Below are 19,273 nucleotides of genomic sequence, written 5' to 3'. Positions count from 1 at the left end.
AAGTGCACGACGCTTGAGAGAACAGCAAACGGGATCAGACCCCCATGTTTGCAACATGGATTGAACATCAAACCGAGCTGCAGACCGCTGCATGAAGCTCTCGTGAATGTTCTAACGAGTAACTGTGTGAACTGTGTGAATAACGACAACATCGCATTGCTCAAGTTTTTGCGATCGCTATTCTCCGCCGCATCGGCCCAGACCGATCAATGAGACGCACCACGACGAACACGTTGCCGCGTCGCTCCCCATCGAACCATTCACAACAGAAACATTCACCGTGAAATCAAGCATGAACAAGCATCGTACGAAGGATTCAAGTTCACGATCAAAGCGTCGTCGCCCCACCCAAAAACACCTGAAACTGGAATCCCTTGAAGCCCGTCAACTGCTTGCGGCGAATGTCGTCAACGACTCGTTGACGTTGGCAGCCGACAGCGCGATCAACGTGCTCACCAACGACACATCCGGAAGCGAAGTGCAATCGGTCTCGGCGTTTCAGGTCGACTTCGATCGTGCAACCTATGACGCGGCCGTCAACGCCACGGATTGGTTCATCCCTGATCGTCCCGGCCAGCCGGGTGTTCCCCAACGCTCGTTGATTCCGGGCGCAGTGACTTCGATCACCGGCAATCGAGGTGACCTGGACCTGCATCGCGACAATGATGCAGACCCGTCCAACGATACGGAACTGGCACCCCTGACGGCGGATGAAGGAATCAGTTTGCCGGTGCTTCGCGACAACCAACCGGTTGACAGCACACAAACCAACTTGGGCGTTCTCCAGTATGTGGTCGACGCCGCGAGCACCTGGATCGCAATGGCCGCCGCCCCGGAGAACAATGGGGAAAGCTCCGTTCCGATCTCGAATACTTTCTTCCCCTACGATGCGGGATGGGCCGGGGCAACGATCGATGAAGGTGGCGTAAGGGTTTTCGGTAGCACGGACATCAGTGCGAGCGGAGACGGCAGAAACTATGTGGTCGAAGTCGCCGGAGTGACCGATTCGTTCGAGGACGGCTTCCTTTTCTCGATCGCCGGCGACAACTCCGATAACTACTCCCGGGCTCGGCCGATTGGGGGAAACCAATGGGCAATTCAGGTTCGCGACAATAGCCAGGAAATCGCGTCAACCGACACCGATCCGATCAGTGTGCTTTATATTCCCAGGAGTGCTCAAGGTCTGATCGGCGGTGTCGTCGACGGCGGCTTCGAGGGCGGCGTCAGCCCGATGCTGCAGTCCTTCGGCGACTTCAGCGTCTCGCGTCCGTCCGACGGATTCTACCGGGTCAGCATTCCAGGGCACGACGTCACCTCGGGCGCCCTGATCATCGAAAATCATGACCTCTCTGTCAGTCAGCCGCGAAACACGTATTTCAGCTATGACGATGCCGGTGACGGCAGCGGCGACATCATCATTCGCCAGTTTGCCTGGAACGGCAACACGGAAACGCCGCTGAACTCGGACTTCGTCTTCTTCTTCGTCCCCTTCGAGAACACGCTCAGCCCGACCACCGACCTGACGGTCTCCTCACTCGGTGAGAACAACAATGGCTTGTCCGCCAAGGGACTGCCACTGACGCTGAACGCTGACGGAACGGTCAACTACGCCACCTCGGGCGCGATCCGTGCACTCGGCGCCGGTGAAACCGATAGCGACACCTTCGTCTATCGTGCGACCGACGGGACCACCGAAAGCGCCGAAGCCACGGTCACGGTCCATTGGGTCGGCATCAACGACGCCCCGGAGGTCATTTCCACGCCCGCGGACTTGATCCTCAATGAAGACGACGCGGCGACCGTTCTCGACCTGACCGCGATCTTCTCCGACGTGGATACAAACGACGTGTTGACGTACGGCATCGACACCGGAGTCAGCGGGCTGGTCAGCGGTGAAATCGTCGGCACGGACGTGTCGATCACACCGGCGTTGAATCAATTCGGCTACGTCCAAATTTCACTATCGGCGACCGACACCAGCGGCGAAATCGCATCGGTCACGCTCGGCATTTCGGTCATCCCCCAAGACGACGACGTGCAGGCGGTCGATGACGATGGCACGGTGACGGACAAACTCACCCCCGCCAGGATCGACGTGCTCGGCAACGACTTCCATCCCGACACGACCGAGTTTTCCGTCTCCGCTGCCGAAATTTACGGTGATCCGGCAGCGACCACCAATGAAGATTCGGTATTTTCCGTCATCAACACCACCGCGGCACCCAACGACCTGACGATTCAAAGCGCCGGAAATTTGGGTGACGTCGCGGTCGGCCGTGGCGGCTTCGACCTGTCGCTGGCCGACGGCGTGTTCTTGGGCACCGGACGTGACAACACCAGTCCGTTCCCGACGGTCAATACCTATGCCGCTTTCGGCAGCTACGGATTCGCCACCGATCGAGGCATCGGCGGCGGCGAACGGAACACCGCGCTGAGCGCCGCGTTCTTTCCCTTCGGCGATCAATGGACCTCCGGACACATCGCCGCCGACGGAACCGTTCTCGGGGGCGTCGGCATCTCGCAGGCCAACGTGACGCTGCTTCAACCGGGACTGTTCGAAATCACCATCCCCGAAGCCAGCTTCACCGACGACGGCTTGCTGTTCGCCGTCAGCGGTAGCAATGACGACAACATCGTCTCGGTCTATCCGCAAGGCTTCAACAACAAATGGCTGGTCCGCCAAATAGACAGCGATTCGGATGCGACCGGATTCGAAAGCGACCCGATCAGCTTCGTTTACCTCCCCGGATCGACCAGCGGACTGATCGGTGGACGCGCCGCCGCCGAAGAAGGTCAATACACCTTGCGGCAAAGTTACGGAAACGTCACGCTCGGCTCGGACACCGATCTCGCGCCATTGGTGTCCATCAACGGTTACACGCCGGCCGATGGCGCGTTGATCGCGATCGCGACGTCGTTTGATTTTGCCGACGTCAACGGGTCATCGACGCTGATCCCGGCCAACCAAGCCGTGATGGCAACGCCTCAAGGAAACGACTTCCGCCTGGACATACTGCAGTCCCAGACGTTCACGCCGACCGGTAACTTCCCCGAGTTCCAGTTCATCTTCCTGCCCTACGACAGCCCACTGGAAAAGATCGACGGGTTGGATTTCAGCATCGACGGGTTCGACAGCCTCAGTGCACTGGGAGCCTCCGTCACGCTCGAGGCCGATGGAACGTTTACCTACGATCCATCGGGAGCGGGCGCACCGATCGCCGATTTGGGCAACGGTGAATCGACAACCGATACTTTCACCTACACGATCCGTGACGGCCGTGGCGGGACTTCGACCGCAACCGTTTCAGTGACCGTGCAAGGTGAAAATCAAGCCCCGACGGCCAACGATGACGTGGTCAACTTGAACGAACTGAACGCCCAAGGTGCCCTGATCACCGTGCTGGGAAACGACGTCGACCCCGACGTCGAGTCGCTGCTGGGGACGCCGACCGGGATCCCGTCGGCCAACCTGTCGGTCGATGCAGCGAGTGTCTGGTCGGTCTCTCAAACCGGTACCGCACCGGTGAATTTGACGCTCGGCGATTTTTCAACCGGGACGGTCGAAATCCTGCAGAACGGAAATGCGATCAACCAAGCCGACGGCGTCGTGCTGGCGACGATCCGCGAGAACTTCGACGGAGCCAACACCAACTATCGCTTGGTCCAAGCCTTTGACAACGGCAGCGGCACTTCGCTCGCCTTGCAACAATTTGGAACCGATGCCGCAGCCGACGCCGACGTCTCGGTCGCGTTCTTCCCGTTTGCCGACAATTGGGTCGGCGGGCACGTCAGTGGCGGCGGGACCTTGACCCACGGCAGCGGATTGACCGACGCCGAAGTGGTTCGAACCGATGTCGGTCGCTACGAAGTTTCGATTCCCGGCGTGACCGACGCGGCACTCGACGGATTCCTATTCGTCATCGGCAATGAAAACGCCGACAACGTTGCCCAGGCGAGGGCCGTTCCTGGTTCGTCCGTTTATGAAGTCGCCGTTCGCGACAATCAACAAGATTTCGGCAATGGTGAAGACGGCGGATTCTCGTTCGTCTTCGTTCCACGCAACGCGCAAAACCTGGTCGCCGGAGCGATCGACCCTTTCAATTCCGGACCGAATGCCGTCAGCCTGGCAGTCGGCGAGTTCAGCGTCGAACGATTGGACGTCACCGACGGCGGGCATGAGTGGAAAGTGACGATCCCCGGACAGTCTCCGGACACCGGGATGCTGATACTGACCAACCAAGACAACGGCGAAATCGAAGACAACTTCCTGAGCTACCAGGACGACGGTGCGGGCAGCTTCCTGATCCGATCGCAAGACATGCCGGGACTCGGTCGTCAGGACGAACGGTTCACGTTCACATTCATCCCGTTCGATTCGATCGGTCAACCCGCCGCGCGACCTGTTCCTGGGCTGCTGTCCATCGATAGCGTCGATCCGACGTCCAGCTTGGGCGCGACGCTGACGGCCAACGCGGACGGAACGATCCGCTACGATCCGGGCACGGTCCTGGATTCGCTCTATGAGGGCGAAACGGCGACCGACACGTTCACCTACACCATGACCGATGGCTTTGGTGGAACCGCGACGGCAACCGTCACCGTGAACATCGACGGATTCGGCACCGCACCGGTCCTGCAGGCCTCGTCCGGCGCCACCTACTACGGCGTGGGCGACGAAGCGATCAGCATCGACGGACAGTTCAACGTTGCTCCCGTCGGCGTACCCTTCTTCGACGGCGCGGCTGCGACGGTTGAGCTCACCAGCGGCCAAATCGCGTCGGACACGTTGTCCATTCGCGACGAAGGCAACGGGGCAGGGCAGGTCGGTGTTTCGGGATCGGACATCAGCTTTGATGGCGTCGTGGTCGCCAGCTTCACCGGCGGCTCCGGAACGACCCCGTTGACGGTGACCTTCAACGCCGCGGCAACCGAGCTTGCCGTCGATCGCATCCTGCAGTCGGTGACCTATGTCAATTCAGATCCCGTCCTCACCGGCGGGTCGCGCACCACGACATTCTCTTTTGTCGATGGAAACGGCCGGGCCAGCGACTCGGTCACCAAACAATTGGAACTCGGTTTGGTCTATCGACGGGAACTGCAACAAGGCGTCAACCTTGGCTATGGCACTTACCAAGGCACTTCCGACGCCCAGATCCGCGAAGCCGATCCCGATTCGGTGATCGCGCCGGGATCCGACCTGTTGGTCGATTTCGACTCCGGCGGGAACGCCTCGCAAGTTCTGCTGCGTTACGACAACCTGTTCGGCGACGGACCGGGTCAAATCCCCCTCGGTTCGGTCATCACGTCAGCGAACCTGGTCGTTGAAACGAACCCCAACACGTCCAACGCGCCGGGCGATGGCGCGAACCTGCACCGCATGTCGATTGACTGGGACGATGCAACCGCGACCTGGAATGCATTCGGCAACGGCATTCAGCCGGGCACGGGGGAAGCCGCCGGCGCGTTTGAATCTCAAATCGGAACCGCCAGCGGAGCCGGCAGCACGGGCACGGGTTTGCTGAGCTTCAGCGTGCTACCGGACCTCCAAGCGTGGGCCGACGGCGAGACCAATCACGGCTGGTTGATGCAAGGTTGGCAAAACTTGACCGACGGATGGTTCTTCAGCAGCGCCGAAGACGAAACGCCGACGGCCCGACCTAAACTGGAAATCGAATGGGTTCCCGCCGGTGCGAATGTCGTCAGCTTCCGCGAAGGCGTGAACGGTTATTCGTCCACCGTGGATACCGAAATCGACAGCGCCACCGCTGATGACGATCTGTCGTCGGCGGAGACTCTGTTTATCGATTCACCCACCAGTCGGGCGCTGATCCGATTCGACGACATCATCGGCGACCTTGCCGGACAAGTCCCCGCCGGTTCGCGAATCATCACCGCGCGGCTTCGCACGGCGTCATCGACCAGCAACGCTCAAGGTGACGGTGCACGATTCTTTCCGATGCTGACATCCTGGGACGACACGGACACGTTCAACAGCTTGGTCGACGGAGTGAACATCGATGGCGTTGAAGCGGCCAGTGAATACACCGCGTTCGCCGGAAACGCGAGCCTCAACCCGAACGTTCAGGGTGGGTTCCACGATTGGGACGTGACCAGCGACGTCCAGGCGTGGGTCAATGGTGACCTGACCAACTTCGGCTGGCTGTTCGAGCCATGGGAAGGCGGCACCGACGGTTGGGGCGTGCAGAGCTCCGAAGCGGCCAATGAAATCGAACGGCCGCGACTGGAAATTGTTTTCACAGCCGCGATCGATCCGGAAATCAACATCACCGGTGACAACGGCCAAGCGGTCGCTGCCGGAACGACCAACGTCTCGCCCTTGGCCGGAACGGACTTCGGTAGCGCCGACGTAGCCGGCGGAACGGTCACCAAGACCTTCACCATCGAAAACACCGGCGCCGCGGCGCTGAATATCTCGGCTGCCGAAGTCATCGGAGCCGAAGCCGGTGCGTTCTCCTTTACGAACCAACCGGTCGCGACCGTCATCCCCGGCGGATCGTTCTCCTTCGATCTGGTCTTCGATCCGTCCAAGCTGGGACTGCACGATGCCACCGTGGTGATCACCAGTGACGATGCGGACGAAGGCGTGTATCAGTTCGCCATCCAGGGCAACGGGGTCGGATTCCCGGCGCTGTCGGCGACGCCAGACGGGTCGACATCCTTCACGGCGATCGGTGGCATCTCCAGCGGCCTTTCAGGTGCCGAGATCTCCGCCTTCGATCCCGGCAGCGACCGCCTGTTCGTGACTTCCGATGCCGGCTTGCAGGTCATCAATCTGTCCAACCCTGCCAACCCGGTCTTGTTGTCAACGATCCAGCCGACCGCGGAGGGTGCGAGCGACAATGCGATCACCAGCGTTGCAGTTAACCAGGCTGGCGTCGTCGCGGTGGCCGTCCCAGGATCCGATCCCCAAGCTCCCGGAAACGTGTTCTTCTACAACGCGGCCGACTCCGCGTTCTTGGGCAGCGTGACCGTCGGGGCCTTGCCGGACCAACTGACGTTTACGCCCGACGGCAGCCGACTGTTGGTCGCCAACGAAGGCGAAGCGTCTTCGGCCGCCGTCCCCGCGATGGCAACGGGGCAGGGCGGTTTCCAAGTCGAACCGATCTTTACCGTCGGCGAAACACTGTCGGCAACGACGGGCGCGCTGAATGCCACGACTGCGGGCGACTATGTCCCGCCGGGCGTGCTGGATGGACTCGGCGCTTATGAACTCGACGGTTCGACCGTGCGTGTCTTTGCCACCCATGAATTGCTCAGCACTCGTGGATACGACTACACCGTCACCGACGGCGCCGGCGGGTCGTTGACGCTCGAAGGCGCACGCATTTCGTACTTCGATATCGACAAAGCCACGCGTCAAATCGTCGACGGCGGACTAGCCTATGACACGATTTACGATGCCACCGGAGCCGTCGCGACGGACAACTCGTTCCTGGCCAACAACTTCACCGGATTCAGCCGCTTCTGTTCGGCCGTTTTGATCGAGCCGCATCAATTCGGGGCAGGGCAGGGGACCGAAGATCGAATCTTCTTCGCCGGTGAAGAAGACGGCGGCGGATTCAATTCGGTCGGTGGAGCCGAATGGGCACTCGATGTCGCGACCGGTGAAATCTGGCACGTCCCGGCGATGGGGCGGGGTGCTTGGGAAAACATCACCGAAGTCGACACGGGCACCACGACCCACGTCGCGTTCCTGCTTTCCGATGACACCTCACCGTTTGATGCGGATCCGCTCAACGACGAGGGCAGGGAAGCGGCACCGATTTACTTGTACGTCGGTCAGAAGGATGCCGGCGGTGACTTCCTGGCACGCAACGGACTGCGTGACGGATCGCTGTTCGTCTGGGTCGCCGACAACGGAACCGTCGACCCCACCGACTTCAACGCCCTAGGCGGAACCCCGACCAGCTTGGGCGGTGCCTGGGTGGAGCTCGAAAGCGGCATCATGACCGGCGGAAATCCGAACACTCCGTCCGAAGACGGCAGCAGCGGATTCGACGAGTACGGCTATCCGACACAACGCACGCTGTGGCTGAGAGCTGAAGCGGTCGGTGCGTTCGGATTCTCACGCCCCGAAGACGTGGCCACCAACCCCGCGATGGGCAACCAAGTTGTGCTGGCATCGACCGGCGTGGACAACTACGTCGGCGGTGTCGACACCTTCGGAACGATCTACACGATCACGACCGATTTCACCAACCTCGCCGCCCCCACCGCAACGATCGACATCATCTATGACGGCGATGCCGATCTGACCCGAGCCCTGCGTAGCCCCGACAACCTGGACTGGGCCGATGATGGCTTCATCTACATCCAGGAAGACAAGGCGGAAAACGCAACCCTGCTCGGTGAACCGCTGTTCGGCGCCGGTGCCACCAACCCGAGCGAAGCCGGCATTGTGCGACTGGATCCGGCAACCGGCGAGACCGTTCGCGTCGCTTCGATCGATCGCAGCATCGTGCTGGATCCGTCGACAAGCGGCACGCCGTTTGACACCGACGCCGGCGTCACAGGGCAATGGGAAACCTCCGGCATCCTGGATGTTTCCACGCTGTTCGGCGAAATCCCCGGATCGCTGTTCCTGTTCGATATCCAAGCACACGGCATCGAGGACCAAACCGACGTCAACACGGATTCGCGGATCAATGACAACGATCTGGTCGAAGGCGGACAACTTGCGTTCCTGAATTCCAACCCAAGCCCCGCGGCGGATCCCGTCGGCTCGGTCAGCATCATCGACCTTTCCGGCGGTGTGGCAACCGCGACGGTTCAAACCGCTGGCTTCGCCGCCTTTGACGGGAGCGAACAAGCACTGCGAGATGCGGGTGTCAAATTGAGCCCCGGCAAGAGCGTCTCCCAAGACGTCGAACCGGAGTACATCGCGGTCTCGGCCGATGGAACCACCGCACGGGTGACGCTTCAGGAAAACAATGCGTTTGCCGACGTCGATCTCGCGACTGCGACCATCACCCGAATTCTTCCCTTGGGTTACAAGGACCACAACGCGGCGAATGCTCAAATCGATCCGACCAACAATTCCCCCGACGCGCTGACGCTGGGGAGCTTCCCGGTTCGAGGCTTGTTCCAACCCGATGCGATCGCCAGCTACCAAGTGGATGGCGTGACCTACTATGTCACCGCCAACGAAGGCGATGCACGCGACGCCGAAGAAACGGACGTCCAAAGCGTCACGTTGGACCCGACAATGTTCCCCAACGCCGCGGCACTGCAATCCGCAGCGTCGGCGGGAGAGTTGGAACTGAGCGGAATCGTCGGTGATCCCGATGGCGACGGTGACTTCGACGCACTGTATTCCTTCGGTGCCCGATCGTTCTCGATCTGGAACGAAGCGGGTGACATGGTGTTCGACAGCGGCGACGTGCTCGCACGAGCCACCGGCCTGCTCGGGCTGTACCCCGATGGACGAAGCGACAACAAGGGGACCGAACCCGAAGGTGTCACGATCGGACAGATCGACGGACGCACTTACGCGTTTGTCGGACTCGAACGCGCCAACGCCATCATGGTGTTCGACGTCACCGACCCGACCAACGTCACGCTGTCACAAGTGCTTCATGACACCGCAGACGTCAGCCCCGAAGGACTGACGTTCATTTCGTCCAGCGACAGCCCGAGCGGTTCGCCGTTGTTGGTCGTCAGCAACGAAGTCAGCAACACCTTGCGTGTGTACGCGATCGGTTCGACGCCGGCGACGCCCCAAGTCGAGTCGGTCGTGATCAACGATGGATCAGCGTCGCGATCGCAGATCACGTCCGTGACCGTGACGTTCGATACCGAAGTGGACCACGCCGCGCTGCAATCGGCGTTCACGTTGACCAACGTCGATACGTCGACGCAAGTCACCGGACTGGACATCGCCGCAAACAACAGCGGAGGGAAAACGATTGCCGTGCTTTCCTTCGCCGCCGGAGCAAGCGTGGTGACGCGAAACGGTTCCGGCCTGCAAGGCAATTCGCTCGCCGATGGCAACTACCGACTCGACATTGCGGGAACCCAAGTCCGAGCGACCGCCGGAGCAACCGCGATGGCCGTTGACTATGCCTTCGGTGGCCATGACGCGTCGGGAACACCCAATGACGATTTCTTTCGTCTGCTCGGTGACGCCAATGGTGACGGGTTCCGCAACGGGATCGATTTGAACTCGATCATTCCCTCGCTGTTCAATCCCAACGAATACCGATTCGACCTGGACACCAACGGCGATGGATCGATCAACGGCATCGACCTGAACGACCTGATCCCGACCATCTTCGGTTCGCCACGTCAGTAGGTCCAAATCCCGGCAGCCCTTTGACGTTCGCGCCCCACGGGGTGCGAACTTACGTTTCATTCGATTCAACCTTTCACTCCGTTTTCTACGACTACCATTCCGAGATTACAAAATGAATTTGCGAATAACCACCTTTGCGATTGTCCTCTTGACGACGCTTTCCTCGGCCCAAGCCGAACTCACCTACGACCTGTTGCTGCGGACCAATCGTGGCGACGGCATGGACAGCGCGATTGCAACCACGGCCGGTGAAGCACTCAATGCGGAAGTTGTTCTGCGAGAAACCGCCACCGGATCCGACAGCACCTTGATCGGCACAGCGAATCTGAACGCCTTCAATCTCTCGCTGCAAAGCATCGGCAGCGATGGCTTGTTCGAATCGCTGACACTCAACGGCGACGGTGGCTTTGACGCCGGATCCAGCCCGTCGACGTTGACCTTTGCTGCCTTCGGCCCCGGCTTCGGCCAACCCGGACGCACCTCGATCGATCGCGGCAACGGCATCTTCGAAGCCTCGCTGGGAACGGTCACGCTGCGTGCACCGACGGTCGGAGAAACCCGGTTTGTCCTTTCCGACGGTTCCGCCGTCGATGGCGACTTCACGACGTTCCAAACCGTCGGCTTCGGACTCGAATCGGCCGCCGCCAACTCCGGGGGAGGGTTCTTCGGACGGGCGCTCACGCTGAGCAGTCAAGTGACCGCGATCCCGGAACCGTCCAGCGCGCTGGCGTTGTCGTTGGTTTGCACGTTCGGCTTGCTGCGATCGCGTCGCCGACGACGGTAAAGACGCGACAAGCGATTTGGCTCGGCGGCACAGCCGCCCAAAGCCGTCGCGGCTTCCGCTACCGCTCGGTTGTCGACAACCGAGCGCGGTGAAATCGCTTGGTTGTCGACAACCAAGCAAACACACAACTCGGCACTCAGTACTCGGCACTCAGTACTCGGCACTCAGTACTCGGTAATCAGTACTCGGTAATCAGTACTCGGCACTCAGTACTCGGTAATCAGTACGCAGCACCCGGTACCCAGTACTCGGTTCGCAGTACTCGGTTCGCAGTACGCAGCGAACACAGCAGCGAGGCTGAAAGCACAAATCAGGGCACAAAACACCGCCCCTGCAACGTCCGATAATCACTCTTATGTTGTATTGGGACTGCAAAAAACCCCGTGTTTGAGTGAGTTTCCGCTTCGACACCGTCCGCTGCGCTGCCCTGCTGGAATGCGATCACGCGCCGGTCGCTGACGCGTCCCGCTGGAGCTCAACATTCACGGTCGCCAACCGGCCGGGCGTGCGAGCGTGCTGTTCTGCTCGGGTGAAAACACAGGCTGCAATCGGTCTCTCATCTCATCGACCAAGACGCCCTCGACGCCTTCAGATGCGTCGATCAGCCGGCCGGCCAACCCGGCATCGGGCTGCGTTTGGGAGCCCTCGAACTCTGCATCGAATCGCTCCAAGTACGGACGCAAAAACTGATGGATCTCCGGTGGGATCACCGACTCGCTGCGGTCGAGATGCCGGGCGATGAATCGGCCGCTTTTGCTAGCAACAATCTTTTCGCGAATTCCGTCCCCCATCAGCGTGACGGCGAACAGCGTGATCAGCGTGCAATACAGCCCCCCCTTGAGCAGACCGAACAGCGCTCCGATCTGGCGATCGAATTCCTTCAGCTTCATTCGGTCGATCGTCCGGCGGACCATGTTGAAGGCAACCCAGACGACCAGCGACGTCCCCACGAACAGAATCAACATCGCCAGAAAGCGATTCCAGGGAGGTTCGGCGACGATCGAATGGCTGAGCGGTTCGCGGAATCGATAGGCCACGAAATAGCTGACCACGATCGACGCGATGGAAGCCAACTGCCATGCGAAGCCCTTGACCGCGCCAAAAATGGCGGCAGCGGCGAGCACGATCAGCATCAAGATGTCATAGGTCTCCACAAGCCGTTGTCCTCGCAACTCTGTCCTTGAACTTCAATCTCGCCAATCACGTGCACTACAGCCGCTCGACGCCTCCAGTTTTGACGCCACGCGAAATGTCTTTTGTTAGCGGCAGGGCGCGAGCCCTCCGGTCTTTCACGCTGAAACCGGACGGCTCGCGCCGTTCCGCTAACACTTCCTGCGCCAACGTCGTTGACATTGCACGCCGCCCGTGACCGCAACGATCCGACAGGACCGAGGGCAGGGCGTCGCCGCGATGACTTATACGCGATCGACGCGCCGCAAGCGAAGACCAATCGCAATCCAGTCTTGGCAGCAGACCATCGAAAGCGGTATGTACCGAGTTTCCAATTTGCACGACCGCCCTCCCCTGCCCCTCACCCATTTGCTAGCGTGGCAGATTTCAAAACCCACATCAGCGCCAGCACGCTTGTCGGGATCGCCTACGGTTACTGGGGCGTGACCTCGCAATCGATGACGCTGGAAAATGGGATCTTGGCCGGTGGTCTCTGTTCGGTCAGCGGCATGCTTCCGGACTTGGATAGCGACGGTGGCATTCCGCTGCGCGAGATCAGCATGTTCACTGCGGCAGTCGCCCCGATGATGATGCTCAATCGCTTTCGCGACTACGACCTGTCCCACGAGTCGATGGCTTTGGCGGCGATGCTGATCTATGTCGTGATCCGATTCGGCGCTTTTGAATTCTTCAAACGCTTCACCGTCCACCGCGGCATGTGGCACAGCTTGCCTGCCGCGGGGGTATCGGGATTGATCGCCTACCTGGCGATGCCGACCACTAGCGACGCCGAACGGGCCTACAAAGCGGTGGCAGTTGTCGTCGGCTTTCTGGTCCACTTGATCTTGGACGAAATCTGGGCCGTCGAAGTCGGCGTGGCACGGCTGCGCACGAAGAAGTCTTTTGGAACTGCACTCAAGTTCCTTGGCAACGACGCGATCGCCAACGTGTTTGTGTACGCGCTCCTGTTTGGGCTTTGCTACACCGCATGGAGTGACAACAAGATCGCGGCGCGGCTGCGCGAACGCGCCAAGTACGATCTCACACAACCCGGCTGGCAATACACTCCGACGTCTCCGCCATCCGACTGGACGGCGCCACAGTGGCAACTGCCCGAATTAGGCTTTAGCGCTTCGCGTCCTTCCGCGGAGCGGAAGTAGAGGGGGAGAGAGGGAGACAAGGAGACAAGGAGACAAGGAGAGAAGGGGAGAAGGGGAGAAGGGGAGTCGAGAGCACCCAGTTCCCAAAAAACTTGAAACTTGAAACTTGAAACTTGAAACTTGAAACTTGAAACTTGAAACTTGAAACTTGAAACTTGAAACTTGAAACTTGAAACTTGAAACTTGAAACTTGAAACTTGAAACTCCCCCCTTCACCGTTCCAGCAACATCGTGACCGGACCGTCGTTGACCAACGAAACTTTCATGTCTGCGGCGAAGACTCCGGTTTCGACACCAATCCCCTGCCCTTTCAGCTTCTCGACATACAGCTCGTACAACCGCTCCGCGATCGCCGGGTCGGCGGCGTCGGTAAACGCCGGACGGCGACCCTTGCGACAATCGCCGTAGAGCGTGAATTGGCTGACGGCCAAAACACTGCCGCCGATATCGATCAGCGACCGATTCATTTTCCCGGCGTCGTCTTCGAAGACGCGTAACACGGCCGTCTTCTCTGCCATCCAGCTGACGACCGATTCATTGTCCGCGTGACCGATTCCGACCAAGGCCAAAAAACCCGCTCCGATTTGGCCGACAACCTCTCCTTCGACCGAAACACTCGCTTGACTGACCCGCTGCAACACCACTTTCAACTTATTGTCCTCTAGAATGAATCGCTCGCGCTCTCGGGCGCGCTGTCAATCATCATCACGTACTCTACGTCTCGCAAGTCGTTTGACCATTCATGTCATACCTGTTTACCTGCCCGCACTGCCACGCGCAAACTCAGGTCGAGGATCGGTACAGCGGAAAGTCCGGCGAATGTTTTTCGTGCGGCGCACCGATCCAGCTGCCCGACTTCGCCGCTTCGACGACTTCCCCGTCCCGCCCCGCAAACAAACGCCCCCTCGGCGTGCTGATTTCCGCGGGCGTTGTCCTGACGATGCTGATTTGCATCGCGTTTGCCGCCATTCGCTTTGGCGGCGACAGCGTTTCACGACTTGCCGAGATCCGCATCCAAAACTCGTCGATCAAGAACTTGGAGAGCATCGCCGCGGCACTCAATGCGTACGCGGCCGACTATGGAACGTATCCACCGGCAACGCTTCGCGACAGCGCCGGGATCCCGATGCATTCGTGGCGTGTGCTGATCCTGCCTTACCTCGGGGAACAGGAGACCTACGACCAGTTTGATCTTAGCAAACCATGGGACCACGAGTTGAACCTGCAAGCGAGCTACTCGATGCCCTCGGTGTACGTGCACCCGAACGACAGCAACCGAGCCGGGACGCAGTCGGGATACTACTTGATCACGGGCCCGGGAACGCTGTTTCCTCCCTCGGGTCCCTTGTCTCCCGACAAGATCCAAGACAATGCGTCCCAGACCCTTCTGGTGATCGCCGGCGCCCCGCCAGTCAACCGCGCGATCGGAGGCTGGGCCGAACCGGTGGACCTTGATTACACGGCGATGAAAGGCGTGATCAACGGAACGGTTGGGATCGAACCGGGCGGCAGAATGGCCAGCGGCGTGACGATGGCGACGGTCGATGGCCGCGGCCACTTTCTCCGCAACGATTTGTCGCCGCGCACCTTCGCCGCGTTGGTCACACCCAACGGCAACGAACCGCTACCCGACGACACCCTCGATTGAACCGACCGGTTGGTGCGGAAGGAGTTAGCGGAACGGCGCGAGCCGTCCGGTGGCAGCTCGATAGCACCCGGAAAGACCGGAGGGCTCGCGTCCTGCCGCTAACAATCAACCGACAGTGTTAGCGGAACGGCGCGAGCCGTCCGGTGGCAGCTCAATAGCACGCCGAAAGACCGGAGGGCTCGCGTCCTGCCGCTAACAAACGTCCCCATTTCTATGCCAAGAACCCGAGCGGATAGGTCGCCTGTCCTTTGTTGACGAAGTTGCGGATGTTGGGCAGGATACTTTCCATTTGATGGTCATTTTCCAGACCGTACCACATCGCCAATTCGCACCACATTTCATCGACCGACGTCGTCGGCAACAGACGGCCGCGGCCGAGATCCAGCGGGTTGCCGGGCGCCAACGAATCCGGATACGTGCCGCACAATTGATTTCCTGTCACCGGCCCGCCCATGATGATCTGGTTGCCGCCCCAGGCGTGATCGCTGCCGCGTCCGTTACTGTTGAGCGTGCGGGCGAAGTCGCTGGCGGTGAAGGTGACGACATCGTTCTGGACACCCAATTCCGTCATCGCGTCATAAAAATCTTTCAGTGCTTCGCTGACACGGGTCAAATTGGTTTGCTGGTTATTGATCAGCTCGTCGTGGTTGTCCCAACCGCCGATGTTGACGAAGAAGATTTGCCGCGAGTGCCCGATCGCATCGCGTGCGCCGATCGTTTTGGCGACCATCTGCAACTGACTGGACAGACTGTTGTTGGTGGTCCGGAACGTCGTGTTCAAGTTGACCGCATTGGCGGCCTCGTTGAACGCGATCGCCGAGTCGAGCGCGTTGCGATTGGCATTGGCGAACGTTTGCTCCACCAAGTTCCCGTAGGATCGCGACAGAACGTCATCGGTCAACTGCGTGTAGATCTTGGCCTGCGTCCACGTTTGGCCATACCATCCCACTTCGCTGGCGCCGGAGTTGGTCACGATGTACGGAATCACCGATCCACCGGTCTGCATCATGTTGACCGAGTTGAGTGCGATGTTCATCGAGATGTTGTCGTTTGAATTGACTTGACTGGTGATCAGATCAGCCATTCGTCCGGCCCAGCCGGTCACCTGCGAACGGGTTTGTGGAACCGAGGTCATCCAGTGGCGTTGCAGGTCGGCATGGGAAAACAACCCCAGCGGCAGATTGGATCGCGACTGGTACTGCGCCATCGTCGTCGGCTCGACCAAGCTGCCGATGTTGCACAGAAACGTCAGATCACCGGCCTGGTAAATCTGCTGCACGTCTCCCATGCCCGGATGGATGCCGAAGGTTCGCCCGGTCGAATTGTCGGTGATCGGATGCAATTCATTTTCGGGCAAACCCAGCGCGCCGTTACCCGGCTGATAAACGCCTCCGCGTGCGGTCAGGTAATCGGCCCGCTCGGCGGCATCCAGCGGCGTCAGCATATTGAATGAATCGTTGCCGCCGTACATGAACACACAGACGAGTGCCTTGTAGCCGCTCAAGTCATTCGCGGCGACGGCGGCATTGGTTGCCGACAGGCTGAACAACGTCGACAACAACGACGTGTTCGTCAGCGCCGCACAACCGCCGGCCAGTTTCAAAACATCTCGACGAAGCGGCTCGCGGTGGATGCGATGTGTAGGTCTCATGACAATCGGTCCGGTACGGGAACAGGGGGAAGCAGAATCATCGACGTCGGATTCCGCGATGAGCGACTGCATGGCGAACTACTGCGTGACGGCGGCGAACGGAGACAACACGGTCGCCATCAGTGCCGCGTTGACCCGAAACTCCTCCATCCTTGGACGCCAGGTCGGGTTAGTCTTCATCCACGCCGTCTCCGCCGTCGTGACCTCGACCACCCTCTCCTTGTAGTCCTGGGGCATCGAACCATAACAAAACACTAAATCAAACCGATCCATCAGTTCGTGCATGTCTTGATCCTCGGTACACAGCAGTTCTTCCTCTTCCAAATGGAAAACCATGTCGCTGTTGTGAGAGACCCCGCTGGTGTTGTTGGACCAACGCTGTTGTGACATTTGATTGGAGATGTCCCAGATGTATCGCCCGGCCAATCGATTCGAGGTCACCGGGGTTTTGATTTGAAACTCCGGGGCGGCCAAGAATCCGTTCGGGATTCGACGCGACGGCGTGTAACCGAGCAAGCTGCCGGGCGGTTGGTAGTCGGGCAAATAAAAATTGAACACCGTCGGCGACAAGTACGGCTCTTGAGTCCAGTTGTAATTCTGTGACATCAACATCGCGCGGCCGCTGTGATGATTGCTGGTCGCGTTGACGCCCCGCAGCAATCGCGTGTATCGAATCACCGGTTCAGAAAGTGTCGAGTAATCGGTTCCCCGGGCAATCACCTCCACGCGGTAGGGCCGACTGCGGCCCAGCAACCGCTGACCGCTCCACGCTTCCGGATCCAGCAGCACCGCCTTGACGACCGCGGCCAAGTCACCCTTGACGCCCTGCCCGTTGTTGTTGAACTTTCGAGCGACACGTCGAATGTAACCTCGGGAAGGATTGCTTTTGACCAACCGCTGAATCAATCGTCGCGAAAGGAACGGAGCCACGTTGTCATGGGCCAGCAAGTTGTCCAGCGCCGCGGCGATATCGGCATCCCCATCCACACTCGTTTCACTACCGATCACTTCCCCGCCGAGCAACGTTTTCAAACCGGGCTCATGCTCGAAGTCGAACATCTCCATCGGCTCTTCAAATTCGTTGCCCCACCAGAACCGCCCCGTCCCCGTCGCATTGGGATGCGGCTTGAACGCCAACCCCGTAAAGACCTTGGCGAACTCCTTGATGGTTTCGTTGTCGTAGGTCGGGATCAAATTGCCGGATTCGTCCGTCTTCAGCCGTCCGTCTTGATGCAGTTCGTACAGTCCGATCGTGAACAACTGCATGATCTCTCGGGCATAGTTCTCGTCCGGAAATCGATTGGCAGCCTCATCCGTCTTTCGGTTTCGCATGTGACTCAAGTAGACACCCATAACCGGGTGATAAGTCACGTCCTCCAACAATTCGCGATAGTTGCCGAAGGCATGCTTGACCATCAAGTCGTAGTAGTGTGTCGGACCAAGCCACCGCCCTTCCCCGCTGTAATGCCCGGCGCCGACATCGTTGAACCCTGCACCGTCCTGGCTGGTCACCAGAATCTGGATCAGCGCCCACGCCACGCGTTGACGAAGTTGATCTTCGCCGGCCAACGCACAATGCCACCAGGCGTGATAGCGGTAACGCTGGATGTAGGCGTCGTTCTGTCGGGAATTCAGCCCATCGCGGGCGATCATGTCGACCGCCAACGGACGGTGATAAGCCGCCGGCACGGCCATCTGCTGATCGATCCACTCTTCACACGCACGCCGCGTCCCGATCTGCGCCATCCGCTCGGCCAACGCTTCGATCTGCTGAAGGTTGGGGCCAAAGGTCGCGCGCGAGAGAAACTGTGCGGCGCGGATCTTGCGCTTCGCCACCGCAACGTCACGACGCGAATCGACCTCAAACGTGCCCGCATCGACTGCGGGCACCTTCAAGCCGACTGCAAGCACGCAAATCAGCAACCGGATCCAAGCCCCTGTCCGCAACAGCATCGCTCTCACCTTGAAAAGGATTCGGCTCAGCGATCCGGCGAACCCTCAACGGACGAGCCATCTCTCGCGAGCCATTTGGAATAGACCCCTTCGCGTTCTTGAACGCGTGGGAGGCGCGAACGGCGACAACCCCCGTCGGATTTTCCAAACAATCGCAACATTCGCGACAGGCAAGCTAAGTCACACGACCGCGCCGGTCAATCAGAAGACTCGGATGGGGGGCGAAGACATAGGGGAGGGAACCCCCCACCTTGAGCGAAACGAAAACGCCTTTCCTTTGAAGCGATCCGTTCATCCACAAAGTTGTCGTCAGCCTCCCTCTGGACGTCAATTTTTTTGCTGCAGGAGTTGGCAACCGATTTAGATTCTCTCCCTCTGGGAGAGACGGCGTTTGCGCAGCAAGCAAATGCCAGAGAGGGCCGCGCTGCGAAAGTTCGTTCGCGCCCCTCGACACGCCATCGGACACGGCGGGACTCCCCCCAGTGAACCCTAATCGTCAATTCCCGCACAATCTTTACCGGCCGCATCCATCTGGCCGGACTGCGGTCACTGAAACAGACATCGCGATCGCGCCGAATTAAGGCGCTCGTAGGGT

The 19,273-nt window shown here is 59.7% G+C and carries 8 protein-coding genes; 4 read left to right on the top strand and 4 right to left on the bottom strand.

Annotation, left to right across the window (positions count from 1 at the left end; all coding sequences use genetic code 11):
* Positions 1-292: 292 nt before the first annotated feature.
* Positions 293-10,312 (top strand): choice-of-anchor I family protein, encoded by a 10,020-nt coding sequence (locus NZK35_RS08100; RefSeq protein ID WP_259632029.1) that lies wholly within the window; start codon positions 293-295, stop codon positions 10,310-10,312.
* Positions 10,313-10,424: 112 nt separating this feature from the next.
* Entirely contained in the window at positions 10,425-11,096 is a 672-nt protein-coding gene (locus tag NZK35_RS08095) for a PEP-CTERM sorting domain-containing protein (RefSeq protein WP_259632028.1), read from the top strand.
* Positions 11,097-11,578: 482 nt separating this feature from the next.
* Here NZK35_RS08095 and NZK35_RS08090 read toward each other — a convergent pair whose 3' ends face one another.
* Positions 11,579-12,250, bottom strand: a complete 672-nt coding sequence (locus tag NZK35_RS08090) for a CvpA family protein (protein ID WP_259632027.1) — start codon at positions 12,248-12,250, stop codon at positions 11,579-11,581.
* A gap of 393 nt (positions 12,251-12,643) precedes the next feature.
* Here NZK35_RS08090 and NZK35_RS08085 point away from each other — a divergent pair, with 393 nt between their 5' ends.
* Positions 12,644-13,426: a metal-dependent hydrolase gene (locus NZK35_RS08085; RefSeq protein ID WP_259632026.1), complete on the top strand. Its 783-nt coding sequence runs from the start codon at positions 12,644-12,646 to the stop codon at positions 13,424-13,426.
* Positions 13,427-13,638: 212 nt separating this feature from the next.
* Here the strand turns inward: NZK35_RS08085 and dtd are convergent, their stop codons facing one another.
* The gene (gene dtd / locus NZK35_RS08080) at positions 13,639-14,070 is read right to left on the bottom strand and encodes a D-aminoacyl-tRNA deacylase (RefSeq protein WP_323379622.1); all 432 of its coding nucleotides are present in this window, start codon (positions 14,068-14,070) and stop codon (positions 13,639-13,641) included.
* A gap of 98 nt (positions 14,071-14,168) precedes the next feature.
* On the opposite strand from dtd, the gene NZK35_RS08075 reads away from it, so the two are divergent.
* Complete coding sequence (locus tag NZK35_RS08075; protein WP_259632024.1) at positions 14,169-15,074, top strand: DUF1559 domain-containing protein; 906 nt, start codon at positions 14,169-14,171, stop codon at positions 15,072-15,074.
* Between the two features lie 211 nt (positions 15,075-15,285).
* On the opposite strand, the gene NZK35_RS08070 is transcribed toward NZK35_RS08075, so the two are convergent.
* Positions 15,286-16,725, bottom strand: a complete 1,440-nt coding sequence (locus tag NZK35_RS08070) for a DUF1501 domain-containing protein (protein ID WP_259632023.1) — start codon at positions 16,723-16,725, stop codon at positions 15,286-15,288.
* 78 nt (positions 16,726-16,803) lie between these two features.
* Entirely contained in the window at positions 16,804-18,678 is a 1,875-nt protein-coding gene (locus tag NZK35_RS08065) for a DUF1800 domain-containing protein (protein ID WP_259632022.1), read from the bottom strand.
* Positions 18,679-19,273: the final 595 nt, after the last annotated feature.

It is taken from the genome of Stieleria sedimenti, assembly GCF_025060895.1.
Lineage (GTDB): Bacteria > Planctomycetota > Planctomycetia > Pirellulales > Pirellulaceae > Stieleria > Stieleria sedimenti.
The sequence above is the reverse complement of the archived record's forward strand: the minus strand, read 5'-3'. Positions and strand labels throughout refer to the sequence as shown.